Origin of the sequence: Cohaesibacter marisflavi, assembly GCF_963665895.2 — a bacterium.
Taxonomy (GTDB): Bacteria; Pseudomonadota; Alphaproteobacteria; order Rhizobiales; family Cohaesibacteraceae; genus Cohaesibacter; species Cohaesibacter marisflavi.
The window spans coordinates 4,529,704-4,542,500 of record NZ_OY762534.1 but is presented as its reverse complement, the minus strand read 5'-3'; the positions used below and the strand labels follow the sequence as shown (position 1 = coordinate 4,542,500).

Genomic DNA, 12,797 nt, shown 5'->3' with positions numbered 1-12,797 from the left:
TCCAGCTCAGACACAGCCTTATCAAACGGCACCTTGAAGCCAGAGAAATCAAGCCGCCCTATCGCCTCGGGGATACTGGCCCGGAAAGCCTTGAGGGCCCGATCTGTATCAGCGCGTCTTTGCCCGATGGAATCGGCAAATTTCGCGCCTTTCGAGCCAATAAACCCGGCAGAGGTACCTCGCTCCTTCTGGAGCTCATGAACCAGCCCGGAAACAACGGGCGCCAAGGCCACCACATCGGCAACCGACTGGGCCACCCTCGCCTTTTCCCGTTCCTTGAGCAAATCGGAAATACCCACTCCGACAACAGCACAAAGCGGAATCAAGGCAAGAACAGCAATACGCGCAGAAAGCGAAAGATTATTAAATATGGACAGCATAATAATTCCCCGATCTATTCTCGAAGAAATATTACGCCATGCATAAGTTAATAATTATAATAAACAAACAGATCCAAAAATACGAAGTTTTTCTCGTCGCACAAAGATTATACGGCAAACAACTAGAAGAAATACTTGTTAAATAGCAAAAAGAAGCCTGACCCAGGTTCAAGCGGCAACTATCTCAAAGATCCTCACCGCTCCGGGCAAATTTACCAAGGATGTAGCCATTCAGCCCCATAATCAGCCCCAGAGACAGAGGAGAAAAAAGAGCCTCTTCCTGAAAGATGCCGTTGACGACAACCGTTATTGTTATGAAACAGGCCAACGAATGCAGATTGACCCGACTGACAAAGGAAACTTTATAGACTTGCAGGGCAATCCAGAAATACACCGCCAACAACCCGAATGTGGCAAAGCCCATTTGGTGCAACAAAACCCCGACGGCGCTTTCCATGGCCACAGGCGTTCGCCCCGCATGCTGAAAAGCAGACCAATCGAGCTTATCGAAGTTGGTCAGCAGGTTGCCCGCGTCTCCAATACCATTGCCAAAGGGATAATCAATGAAATTATAAACGCCCCCCATGAAACCAAGCACATGGAAATCGCCAATTTTTAATCCCGTTACAACGCCCAGCAGAATATAGACAACCAGCACGACGGCCAGCGACCCGATGGCGAACATGGCTCCGAAGAGCTTTCGGGCAACCAACGCACAGAATGCCAGCAGCCCCATGATAATGGCTCCCTTGGCGCTGGCAAACAGCACAAGGGGCGCCATCAGCAGCGCTAGATACCAGCGCTTATTGGTTAGCATGAGAATGCAAAGGAACATCAGTGCGTAGGAATAGCTGATTGCATGCCCGTTGGGGCCGTTCATCCGTAAGATGATCAGGCGAAAATCCCCAAGAAGTGGAGTATTGAACAGCTGCACCTTCATCAGGTCCAGAATGCCTGTAATATACTGGCCCGTGGTGCGCGCCGATTTGTCAGCAACCAGATTAAGCATGGCTTCCCGGTTGGAAAATTCCCAAAGTGTCCAGCCGTTGGTCAGGTCCAGCCATAGTCTGCGATCGATCATCTCGATATAGCCCATGACAATCACAATTACCGTCAGGATCGTGAAAAAGGGCACCATGGGAATCTGCCGCTTTAAAGTCGCCAAAAAGAAAATCTGTAAAACCAGCAAGGGCGTGATGATGTTGCGTAAATAGACAACCGCGCCTGCCGGGCTCTTGGTCAGCCCGAGTAGGAAATAGACTCCGATCAGACCAAAGCCAATCAGACAGACCACCATAAGCTTGTTGGTCATGCGGCTGAAGGAACGCCAGTTCAGCGCATAATGACCAAACAGCCATAGCCAGAAGACCACGGTGGTGAAGAAATTATACCCGCGCACGAAATTGTAATCGTCCTTGGTGACCAGAAAGCCAGACATCATCGAGATGAATAAATTCTGGAACAGCAAGGCAAACACAACGACAAGCGGCGCATAAGGGGTAAAGAAAAGCACCACGCATGACGCCAGAGCAAGCTGGGTAGCAATCGCCAGAAGCGGATTGACGAAATGCAGGACCAACGGCACCACGGTCAGCGTAAGACACAGCAGAAACACCAGCAGATGCTCAAACGCCCCCAAGGCCGTTTCTTCCCGGGAGGATTGGCTATCGGATTCAGGAAAATCAGGAGAAGCCGGCATCAAGGATGCCGGAGCGACAAATGATCTAATGTCCGCCTCCCCTTACTCAAGACCTATTGCGTCTGTTCCCACACATCTGCACCCGTCATCAGATACTGCCATGAAGAATACAAAGCTTCTATTAGGAAAGATTTAAGCCTGCCGGTGCGAGTGGCGAGCAGAACACGCCTTGAACCGCAGCACATGAAACCTTCTTCACACCCAAAAAAACAATCCTAGATCGGCATTGAGAATGCGTGCAATCGTCTTTATAAGCGGAATACTACCTAGTCCCTTAGAAAGATATCCTTTTGCTGGTTCCTGATCTAGATCTAGGCCCGCAAAAGAAAAACTTGCTAAGTAAGATGTAAAAGTTTCACAAACACAAAGACCGGAAGGTAATTGGGCCTCGTTTTAGCATGCAGATCAGATGTTTAATCGTTGATGATGAGAAGCCTGCAAGAGATGAGTTGAGTTATTTACTCTCCCGTCAGAGTGATATCGAGATTCTTGCGCAAGCCCCTTCTGCCGAAGAAGCAATAGACCTCAGCCTTAATCTACAGCCTGATCTGATCTTTCTCGATATTCAAATGGCTGGCAAAAATGGCTTTGATGTCATTCGCAATCTGGTGAGCAGCACAGAGCATCCCCCTATTTTCGTCTTTGTAACGGCTTATGATTCCTATGCCGTCGAGGCCTTCGAGGCCAGTGCCATGGACTATATCCTTAAGCCGGTCTCCGAGCAGCGCCTTGCCACAACACTGGATCGCGTGCGCAGGATGCATGACGAAACGCAAGATCCTCTGAAGCAAAAGCTGGAAACCCTGCTCTCTGAAGTGACAAGACAGAATGAAGCCTCCAGCAAGCCGGCACAGACTCACACGAAGATATCCGTCCTCATCAATGGTCGCATTCGCCTCATGGATCCGGATGACGTCATCTATTGCGAGTGCGAGGATAACAGGGTTTTCGCTCACACCTTTGATGGCACCCTGCCCGTTTATGGCATCGCCAGCATGGACCGGATGGAAGAGCATCTGGCCAATACCGGCTTTTTCCGCGCCCACCGTTCCACATTGGTCAATCTGGATGCAATTTCGGAATTCAGTCCGTGGTTCAATGGCAAATACAGCCTGACCATGAATGACCAGAAGAAAAGCGAGCTGACGGTCAGCCGGTCTCGCGTCAAGGATTTCAAGCTGCGCCTCGGTCTGTAGTCGGCCAAGGCAAACCGCGTTTGGATACATGACTTTACTTTGAGGGGAGTTGGAGTCTCATGTCGATTGTCGCTCTGATGGCCTTCCTGCTCAAGCAGGTTGCCCTGCTCGTGGCCGGAGCTTTTGTCTTGCTCACGGTATCGCCGGTGCAGGAAATCAACTTTCGGCAGGATTCGATTTTCAATCGTCTGTTTCTGATCCTCTTCTTCGGCTTTCTGGGCATTCTGGGCACCTATGGCGGCAACGAGATTTTCAACTCATTTGCTAATCTGCGCGCTATGGCAGTCATCACGGCAGGCCTGTTTGGTGGCCCCGTTGTTGGCCTGGGCGCGGGCCTCGTGGCCGGTGGACATCGCTTTTTGATCGACCCTTGGGGCTTTTCCGCCTTGGGCTGTGCGCTTGCCACGATAACGGAAGGGTTTCTGGCGGGCTGGCTACAGCGCCATCTCAAAGACAGGGCAATGGATTGGAGCGTAGCCTTTTTCCTGACCATCATCGGAGAAACCATGCATATGGGCATGGTGCTGTTGCTCTCCCGCCCCTTTGATGATGCACTGGCGCTTGTGCGCGTCATTATGCTGCCAATGCTGATCGGCAACTCTCTGGGCACCGTTCTATTCGTTCACATCCTCAATTCGATCAAGGGACTGCGCGAACGCAAAGCATCCGACCACACACAAAAAATCTTCGAAATTGCCAACAGCACGGTGTCACACTTGCGCTCTGGCCTTAATGGCGACAGTGCTCAGGCTTTGGCGCGCATCATTCTGGAAAAACTGCCGGTGGCAGCCGTGTCCGTCACCAATGCCAACACCGTCATCGGCCATGCGGGCGAAGGAGCAGATCATCACTTGCCCGGCGAGCCGTTTGTCACTAAGGCGACCTTCCGTGTCATCAAGACCGGCGAACCCATTTTCCTCAAGGACGCACACCTGATCGGCTGCAGCGACCCCCATTGCCCCTTCACATCGGCGATTATCGTGCCGCTCAAGAAAAATGACACGATCGTGGGTACTCTCAAATTCTACGGTTCAGCCCATCTCGAACTCAATTCGGTGTTGTTCGAACTCGCCAAGGGTCTGACCGACCTCTTCTCCATTCAGCTTGAACTGCAGGATATTCAGGTCAAGGACCGCCTGCTTGCCCATGCAGAAATCCGCCATCTTCAGGCACAGATCAACCCGCACTTCCTGTTCAACTCGCTCAACACCATCGCTTCTTTCTGCCGCACGGCCCCAGACAGGGCCCGCGACCTCATTCTCGATCTCTCGCTCTATATGCGCAAAAATCTGGATTCCAGCCGCGGCTTCATTCGCCTCTCGGACGAACTGGACCAGATCAACTCCTATCTGGCCATCGAAAAGGCACGCTTTGGCGAACGCATTCAGGTCAAGCTTGACATAGAGGATGGTTGTGAAAAGTGGCCCATCCCCTCTTTGATCATCCAGCCGCTGGTGGAAAATGCCGTCAAGCACGGCCTCAAGGAACGGGCGGGCGCCGGCATTGTTGGCCTCAAGATCTTCCAGAACCACAATCAGCTCCATATCACGGTCTATGATGACGGCGTTGGCATTCCGGACAATATCCTCGTCTCGCTTCTGGAAAAGCGCCAGATTGAATCGCACCATGAAGGGATTGGCCTGCGCAACTCCAATCTCCGCCTTGAGCATATCTATGGGCCAGAGCATGGCATGCAGATTTCAACCACCCCGAACAAGGGCACCCATATCAGCTTTTCGATTCCCAACAGGCAAGAGCTGCTCCCCAAGGCATCCTGACCCTTCTCATCTCAGACATGCATTCTGGATCTAAAAAGTGCCCTGCCATTCAACCTTGCGATTCGCACGTTCGCCACGAGCAGAGATGCATTCCAGCCCGGCATAGATGCATTTCACGCCAGCAAAGATGTCCCTCACGCGCTTTCCTTTGGCTCTTCAGACTTTATTAACTAGCCTCTCAGGCTGGGGAAGCATTTGTAGTTCCGCGTTGGAACTACCCCGGTTAAGGAGGAACGGTATGCTTTATTTCTTGTTATGCGTCGGGATTCTAGTCCTAGGCTATTTTACCTACGGCGTCTTTGTTGAGAAGATTTTCGGCATCCAGCCAGATAGAAAAACACCCTGCTGGACCAAGGAAGACGGTGTTGACTATATCAACATGCCAACCTGGAAGGTCTTCTTCATCCAGCTGCTCGATATTGCAGGTCTGGGCCCGATCTTTGGCCCCATTCTGGGCGCTCTTTATGGCCCGCAGGCCTTGCTCTGGATCGTGATCGGCTCCATTTTTGCCGGTGGCGTCCATGACTATTTCTCGGGCATGCTTTCGGTCCGCAGTGGTGGCAAGTCCATTCCGGAAGTGGTGGGCGACGAGATGGGCCAGTTTGCCCGTCAAACCCTGCGCGTCTTCTCGGTCATATTGCTTCTGCTGGTTGGTGTGGTCTTCATTCTTGGCCCGGCAAAACTGCTCAGCAGCATGACCGGCTTCAATGTCCAGCTTCTGGTCGCATTGATCTTTGTCTATTATTTCGTCGCCACGATCCTGCCAATCGACAAGATCATCGGTCGCCTTTATCCGATCTTCGGCGCTCTGTTGCTCTTCATGACCATCGGCATCACTTTCGGCCTGATCTATCATGGCTATGAATTCCTGCCGAACATGGACATCTCGACCAATGTGCATCCGGGCGATCTGCCACTCTTCCCGCTGCTCTTCATCACCTTGAGCTGTGGCGCTCTGAGTGGTTTCCATTCAACCCAGTCGCCTTTGATGGCTCGCTGCATGCGCAACGAGAAAAACGGCCGTGTCGTCTTTTATGGTGCCATGATCGCAGAAGGCATCATCGGTCTGGTATGGGCCACCGCAGGCATGTCCTTCTATGATAGCCCGGAAGCCCTCAATGCCGTGATTGCCGCCCAGTCTCCGGCCGGTGTCGTCAATCAGGTATCCACCGAGCTTCTCGGCGTCTTTGGCGGGTTCCTTGCTGTTCTCGGCGTGGTCATTCTGCCAATCACCAGCGGTGACACGGCTTTCCGTTCGACCCGCCTCATTCTGGCTGAAACCCTGAGACTGGACCAGACCAAGATCAACAAACGCCTTGTAATTGCCATTCCGCTCTTCGTCGTGGCTTTTGCAATCAGCCTTGTCGACTTCAATATCATCTGGCGCTATTTCGGTTGGTCTAATCAGACGCTCTCCATGCTCGTGCTTTGGAGCGCAGCCATCTGGCTTGGCCGCAAGGGCAAACTGCATTGGATCGCCACGGTGCCTGCCGTGTTCATGACTGCCGTGGATACCGCTTTCATCTTGCAAGCCAAAATCGGCTTCAACCTGCCAGCGGATATTTCCAATATCGTGGCCGTCATTGTCGCAGCGATCTCGTTGATCGCCTTCCTCATTCTGGTGCGCCCGACAGGGGACGTCAGTGAAGAGGCAGAACCGGCTGAATGATCAGGTTTGACAACAGGTCTTGTGGCTGCCCGCACAGCCACAAGGCAATTGGCCGCGTTGATCTCTGATCAACGTGGCTTTTTTGTTTGTGCCAGATCGCAAGAGGGCCTACGCAGCCCGGGTCAGATGCCTACACGATAAGATAGGCATAGATGAGAATCCAAACCGCCAATAAGCTGACAGCAACGAGAAAATAAGAACGGTTCCACACACGCCCGACATCAACAGTCGGGATACCACCAAAACGACCAATCATCATATTGGTTGCCGTGAAAGGAGATGTCAGCCCCGTAAGCGCCCAACCAGCCAGCATGGCAACGGCAAAGGTTGTCGGGTCCAGATCGAACAATGCCGCATCCGGCAAAAGCGGAGCAACCAGAGACAGGGTCAAAATCGGGTTTCCGCCCAATTGCCCCAGAACTGGCATGATCCACAGAAGGGCGATCAGCAGCAGCCAGGGTGGCAAGACCGTAAGATCGATCCCCGCGCGCGCCATCAGCGGCACCAGCACGGACGATCCGACCACGCCGATATAGCCGGCGCTCATCAGCAAAAGCAGATCCCCACGAAAGGCTGGCAGCTCCTTGTGCACATAATTGACCATCCGCGCGCGCACGACCGCCGCATCGCGAAACTGGATATAGAGCCAACCAACAGACAGCAAGGGCACCACCACCAGCACGATCCCCACAACGCGAATGCCCAGAAGCATTTCAAGTGCCAGCACTGGCAGCAGGATAACCACCAGCAACGCTGCCAGCGGCAAGAGTACCGTCCAGTGCAGATCGCTCTGCGCACGTTTGGGTGTGGCCGCGTTGGGTGAAAGCTTCGGCTTGAACACTGTATCCAGCGCCCAGCCGGTCCCAAGCAGGATCGCTGCCGTCCCAAGCCCTGGCAGCGCAATGCCCAGCCAGGTAATACCCGGAATGGTGGCTACAGCCATGGCTGTAGAAAAGGCCATCGGCGACCATGGCAAAGCTGAAATGAAGCCGCGCTGAATGGCCAGCAACATCCGTCTCGTGCGGATTTGCCGAATCTCCTCGTCAGGCTCATCCTTGCTACTGGCCAGCGCAAGCGTTCCCAACAGCTGGATCGAGCCGAAATTGAGCAAGAGTGCATAAATCTGCGTGCCGAAGGACAAAGATATATAACGGCGACCGGGAGGTTGAGCGGCAAGAAAGCCCCCCGCTTTACCCATGGCAGGAGAAGCCGACGCAGCCTCACGCAACACCGCAAGGGCACTGAAGAAAGAGGCCAGAAAACCAGTTTTGACAATAGCCGCCTGCAGCGCAGGCTGCCAGTCGTCATTCACAAGCACCATAGCCAGTGTAAGACCAGCACAAACAAACAGAAAGATCCGCCCGCCGCGCTTCGCGCTGATGGCCATCATCCCCACCATCAGAATGAGAGCGACCATCAAAGGCCACTGCACCCACTCCACTCCTGTCCACTCCAACAGAGCCTGCATCACGATAACGGAGACAACAACCCAGCCAAAGAAGGGATCAACCAAACGCGAAAAATTCATATAGGCCTGCTTTCGTAGGGAAAAAACAAGAAGACGAACGGCTGCACACCACCGAACTGCCGAACTGCCGAACTGCCGAACTGCCGAACATTATAACTGATAAAAAGGATAGGACCCCAAGCCAAAAACCGGTTTCAGCAATCACTTCGGGTGCAAACATGGATCATTCTGCCTAAAACGCATAAACCGAAACCATAAAATGGATCAAGTCCGACTTTGCAGAAATATGACCATCAGGAGAAAAAGAAGAAATGGTGACCCCGGCGCGATTCGAACGCACGACCTACCGCTTAGGAGGCGGTTGCTCTATCCTGCTGAGCTACGGGGCCTCGTTTTATTCGCCGAACAACCAAAAGGTGCAACATCAACAAACCCACAGCAAAAGTTTACTCCGGGTTCGCCAAGGCTTATCCATGCTTGAAGAATTTGCTAAACTTCAACTCAGCAACACCAAGCACGGATCGGCATTTCAAAAACGCTGACGCTCTGTATCATTTCAACAATCCCAGATCAACCAGCCACACTCGCAATTCAGCATAACCCTTTCGATTTATTCAATTTCATGGTGCAACAGCTTCGTGCATAGATCTTCGTCCGCCCTCGCCATAAGCCTTTTTCTACTGACTGGTCATGCCTTTGCAGAAGAAAAGCATGTCGCAGCGTCTCCCTGCACTGAATCAGAAAAGCCTGTCACGCCAGGTAGCCCTCTGTCCTATAGCGCTCCTGTGGCTATCAAGCCGCGTGGGCAAGGCGGCTTCACCCTTAAGGGCCTTGTGCCGGACCTTTTTGCCAACTCCGAGCTTGAAAGACAAAAGCAAAAGGAAATCAGCCGCTTTTTAAGGAAAGCGCCAATAGAGGCCTATGTGACTGGCCATAAGAAACCAGACCGCTATGGACGACATGAAGCTTTTCTGGCTCACCTCAAAGATGGTAACGAGATCCTGCTTCAGGACAGTCTCGTCGCAAAAGGTCTGGCGCGGGTCTTGACCGACAGCCTTGAGGATGACTGTGCAGACCATCTTCTTTCTATCGAAGCAACAGCCCGCAAAACACAGAAAGGCTTGTGGAAAGAGGCTGCTTACCGCTTAAAAAAAGCTGATGATCTCCACCTTTCTGCCATTGTGTCCACCTACCAGATTGTGTCGGGCATCGTCTTGTCCGTTCATCGCAAGGCAGATGGGACAAGCTATGTGAATTTTGGCGACAACTGGTATGAAGATTTCACAATCTCGCTAGGCAAGAAAGGCCTTCAAAGCTGGGAGGCCAAAAATAAATTTTTGGATGATTTACAAAACAAGCCCATATATGTTCGAGGCTGGGTAGAAGATCGTGGGGGGCCATTGATAGAGCTTCAGAATGCCAGCCAATTGACAGTGGCAGGCGAAACCAAAAGTCTAGGCGACACACGATAGCCAATCGGCGGTCTCTCCGACGAAAAAAATAGCATTATCCGCTTTGCGAACAGGGCCGGCAGGCAGGCAAGCGAGCATGGGAACAAAGAAGTGAGCAAGAAACGCATCGACAAGTTGAAGATGGCAGGAGCCCTTTGCCTTTCGCTCATGCTTCTTGCTGGCTGCAAAAGCCTGATGACTGGCTCGGAAGAACCGACCATTTCCGGCGTTGCGCCCGCTGGCCTTTCTCCCAATGATAGCGTTGAACGGGCCATCGGCGCCAAAGAACACCCCAAAATCGTCAAAGCCTATGGTGGTGCTTATGAGTATCGCAAGCTGGAGCAGATGGTCTCCAAGCTGGTCGGTCGCCTTGTGGGGTCTTCCAGCGAGCCAAGCCGTCCCTACCGCGTCACCATCCTCAATTCACCGACAGTCAATGCCTTCGCTTTGCCGGGGGGCTATCTCTATGTTACGCGCGGGCTCATTGCGCTAGCCAACGACAAGGCAGAGCTGGCAGCTGTACTGGCTCACGAGATGGCCCATGTCACCTCTCGCCACGCCATCGCAAGAGCCGCAGCCCGACAGAATTCTGAACTTGTATCCAAAGTCATGGACAAGATGGTCAGCGAACGGACGAAGGGGGCGACCATCAAGGCGCGCCACTTGGTCACACTCGCCAGCTTCAGCCAGGTGCAGGAGCTCGAGGCCGACAAGATCGGTATAGAAACCGCTTATCTTTCCGGTCTGGACCCATTCGCCGCAAGCCGCTTTTTGCAAACCATGGGCGATTATGCCGCCTATCTGACAGGACGCTCAGAGCAGGGCAACAAGGCCAACTTCCTATCCAGCCATCCCGCCACACCGGAGCGCATCAAGGCTGCAGTATTCGCAGCCCGTCGATATGGCGGCCCCGAAATTGGAACGCGCGAAAGAGATGCCTATCTAGACGCGATTGATGGCATTCTATTTGGCGATGCGCCAGATGAGGGGTTTGTGCGCGGCAATAGCTATATTCACCCGGCCTTGCGCATCCGTTTCAGCCCGCCAGAAGGCTATCGACTGGAAAACACGTCAAAAGCCGTGCTGGCAGTCGCTCCGGATGGCTCGGCCATGCGGTTTGACGGGGTCAATGTGAGCCCGGATGTTCCCCTGACCAACTATCTTACATCCGGCTGGGTAAGCGGCCTGATAACGGGTTCGATTCGCGAGCAGGTGATCAATGGCCATCCGGCTATTCTCGCGGCAGCTGAGGCCAAAGGCTGGACATTCCGCATTGCTCTTATTCGGGTAAAGTCAGCCACCTATCGTTTTGTCTTTGCGACCACCATGCCCAATGCTACCTTCGAAAGCGCGATTGCGGAAACAGTCAATAGTTTCCAAACCCTCACGCATGATCAGGCGGCAGCTTTTAAACCGTTGCAGATCACGATCGTCACAGCCGGTTACGGCGATACGGTCCAGAAAATGGCGGCCCGCATGGCAGGTGCAAATGATGGCGAAACACTCTTTCGAATCTTAAATGACATCAAGACAGGCGAGCACCTCAAACGGGGACAAAAGCTGAAGCTTGTCACCCCCATGCGATAGCGCGCAATCTGCTTGAGCCAATGGCAGGCAAAAGAAAATCCCGGAAGCAAGCTTCCGGGATTTTTCAAACAACAACTGCCATTGCAGCAACCAAAGCCTTAAGCGGCTTCATTAGGCTGCAACTTCCTCTTCGCTCTTGCCAGCACCACGACGGGGGCTTTTGGAGAGGTTTTTCTCAATCAGATGCACAGCTTCCGTGGTGGACAGCTTGCGAATAGCAGCCACTTCACGTGCCATCCGATCAATAGCAGCTTCATAAAGCTGACGTTCAGAATATGACTGCTCAGGCTGGGTGTCGGAGCGATAAAGATCGCGAACGACTTCTGCAATCGAGTGCAGATCGCCGGAGTTGATCTTTGCTTCATATTCCTGCGCGCGGCGACTCCACATGGTGCGCTTGATACGAGCGCGCCCTGTAACCGTCGTCAATGCTTTCTCAACAGACTCTTCATCCGAGAGTTTACGCATACCAACCGAAGCAATTTTGCCCGTTGGAACACGCAAGGTCATTTTGTCCTGCTCAAAATTGATAACGAACAATTCAAGAGCGAGGCCAGCAACTTCCTGTTCCTCGATATTGACAATTTGACCCACACCATGAGCCGGATAGACAATAAATTCGTTGATTTTAAAGCCCTGACGTTGGGTGGCTTTTTTGATTGCCATACGCTTGAAACTCCCGCGTCACATAATTTCCAAGCGGACACATTGCCCGCCTGATCTTCCAAAAACAAAAGAGGGAACTCCCTCTTTGTCGGCATCCTTAAAAGGTAAAACCGGTCTAAGGCCCGCCTACAACCGCAAGCCCATTCCGGTTTCACATTTTCGCATCAAAGTCAGATAGGCACACGCATGTGGATTGCGTACTTTCACATTGCATCTTGCTCGAAATACGCATAAAAAAACTCCTGAAGTAGGAGCTGTGTGAACCTTCCTTTATCAGCTGATTGAGGGAGAATATCACATTTTTGCACATTTTCCAAACTTTGATTGTGATCAAAAGTGCGCCCTACCACCCCCCTAGCCTGCCAGACTAGTTGTATAATGCAGTAGAACGCAGATTTCTGCCGATTTCGACAGATTGAACGATGCTTTTTTATGCAAATAAAAAGCCGGTCGCTCAATAAATAGCGCCCGGCTTCGTTATACTAAAATTGCATAACTCCCATTCTTAATCCCCTTCTCCGGGATTGGTTGAGAGATATTGCAGTTTGTTTTCAACGCCGTCCCACTTCTTTGCTTCGGCCATCGGCTCTTTCTGAACCGTGATATTAGGCCAGACTTCACAATATTTCGCGTTGATCTCGAGCCATTCTTCAAGCCCGGGCTCAGTATCCGGCTTGATCGCTTCTGCCGGACATTCCGGCTCACACACACCACAGTCGATGCACTCATCCGGATTGATTACCAGAAAGTTTTCGCCCTCATAGAAACAGTCAACCGGGCAAACTTCCACACAATCGGTGTATTTGCATTTGACGCAATTATCGGTCACGACGTAAGTCATCACAAACTCCGCATACGATGCAGCTTGGTCTCTGCAATCGCAAAATTGGTCTATTACGGGAG

The 12,797-nt window shown here is 52.4% G+C and carries 9 protein-coding genes, 1 tRNA gene and 1 pseudogene (1 of these 11 running past the window's edge); 5 read left to right on the top strand and 6 right to left on the bottom strand.

Annotated features, from left to right (window positions below; genetic code table 11):
* Both ACKPCT_RS21155 and ACKPCT_RS21150 read right to left on the bottom strand, forming a co-directional pair.
* A pseudogene (locus ACKPCT_RS21155) lies at window positions 1-380 on the bottom strand (nitrate- and nitrite sensing domain-containing protein); its annotated part reaches 453 nt to the left of the window's first position; the annotation flags it as partial.
* Between the two features lie 184 nt (window positions 381-564).
* On the bottom strand, window positions 565-2,079 hold the full coding sequence (locus tag ACKPCT_RS21150) for a hypothetical protein (protein ID WP_090075756.1): 1,515 nt from the start codon (window positions 2,077-2,079) through the stop codon (window positions 565-567).
* Window positions 2,080-2,528: 449 nt separating this feature from the next.
* Between ACKPCT_RS21150 and ACKPCT_RS21145 the strand changes: the two genes are divergently transcribed.
* The 3 genes from ACKPCT_RS21145 (at window position 2,529) to ACKPCT_RS21135 (ending at window position 6,722) form a co-directional block, all read left to right on the top strand.
* Window positions 2,529-3,275 (top strand): LytR/AlgR family response regulator transcription factor, encoded by a 747-nt coding sequence (locus tag ACKPCT_RS21145; RefSeq protein ID WP_210186875.1) that lies wholly within the window; start codon window positions 2,529-2,531, stop codon window positions 3,273-3,275.
* 59 nt (window positions 3,276-3,334) lie between these two features.
* Window positions 3,335-5,053 (top strand): LytS/YhcK type 5TM receptor domain-containing protein, encoded by a 1,719-nt coding sequence (locus tag ACKPCT_RS21140; protein ID WP_319567890.1) that lies wholly within the window; start codon window positions 3,335-3,337, stop codon window positions 5,051-5,053.
* Between the two features lie 238 nt (window positions 5,054-5,291).
* Entirely contained in the window at window positions 5,292-6,722 is a 1,431-nt protein-coding gene (locus tag ACKPCT_RS21135) for a carbon starvation CstA family protein (protein ID WP_090075759.1), read from the top strand.
* Between the two features lie 130 nt (window positions 6,723-6,852).
* Here ACKPCT_RS21135 and ACKPCT_RS21130 read toward each other — a convergent pair whose 3' ends face one another.
* Window positions 6,853-8,250, bottom strand: a complete 1,398-nt coding sequence (locus ACKPCT_RS21130) for a hypothetical protein (protein WP_319567889.1) — start codon at window positions 8,248-8,250, stop codon at window positions 6,853-6,855.
* A 252-nt stretch (window positions 8,251-8,502) separates the two neighbouring features.
* Window positions 8,503-8,579, bottom strand: a tRNA-Arg gene (locus ACKPCT_RS21125).
* A 249-nt stretch (window positions 8,580-8,828) separates the two neighbouring features.
* Between ACKPCT_RS21125 and ACKPCT_RS21120 the strand changes: the two genes are divergently transcribed.
* Together ACKPCT_RS21120 and ACKPCT_RS21115 are read left to right on the top strand one after the other, a co-directional pair.
* Window positions 8,829-9,662 carry a thermonuclease family protein gene (locus ACKPCT_RS21120; protein ID WP_319567888.1) on the top strand — a complete coding sequence of 278 codons (834 nt, stop codon included), beginning with the start codon at window positions 8,829-8,831 and terminating at the stop codon, window positions 9,660-9,662.
* Window positions 9,663-9,752: 90 nt separating this feature from the next.
* Window positions 9,753-11,228, top strand: a complete 1,476-nt coding sequence (locus ACKPCT_RS21115) for a M48 family metalloprotease (protein ID WP_319567887.1) — start codon at window positions 9,753-9,755, stop codon at window positions 11,226-11,228.
* A 111-nt stretch (window positions 11,229-11,339) separates the two neighbouring features.
* Here ACKPCT_RS21115 and ACKPCT_RS21110 read toward each other — a convergent pair whose 3' ends face one another.
* Together ACKPCT_RS21110 and fdxA are read right to left on the bottom strand one after the other, a co-directional pair.
* Window positions 11,340-11,894, bottom strand: a complete 555-nt coding sequence (locus ACKPCT_RS21110; protein ID WP_090073851.1) for a CarD family transcriptional regulator — start codon at window positions 11,892-11,894, stop codon at window positions 11,340-11,342.
* Window positions 11,895-12,399: 505 nt separating this feature from the next.
* Window positions 12,400-12,735, bottom strand: coding sequence for a ferredoxin FdxA (fdxA, locus tag ACKPCT_RS21105; protein ID WP_090073853.1), 336 nt, complete (start codon window positions 12,733-12,735; stop codon window positions 12,400-12,402).
* Window positions 12,736-12,797 lie beyond the last annotated feature (62 nt).

Coding starts and splice junctions, on each gene's coding strand:
- ACKPCT_RS21130 (WP_319567889.1), bottom strand. CDS start 8,250: ATGAATTTTTCGCGTTTGGTTGATCCCTTCTTTGGCTGGGTTGTTGTC.
- fdxA (WP_090073853.1), bottom strand. CDS start 12,735: ATGACTTACGTCGTGACCGATAATTGCGTCAAATGCAAATACACCGAT.
- ACKPCT_RS21150 (WP_090075756.1), bottom strand. CDS start 2,079: ATGCCGGCTTCTCCTGATTTTCCTGAATCCGATAGCCAATCCTCCCGG.
- ACKPCT_RS21135 (WP_090075759.1), top strand. CDS start 5,292: ATGCTTTATTTCTTGTTATGCGTCGGGATTCTAGTCCTAGGCTATTTT.
- ACKPCT_RS21140 (WP_319567890.1), top strand. CDS start 3,335: ATGTCGATTGTCGCTCTGATGGCCTTCCTGCTCAAGCAGGTTGCCCTG.
- ACKPCT_RS21110 (WP_090073851.1), bottom strand. CDS start 11,894: ATGGCAATCAAAAAAGCCACCCAACGTCAGGGCTTTAAAATCAACGAA.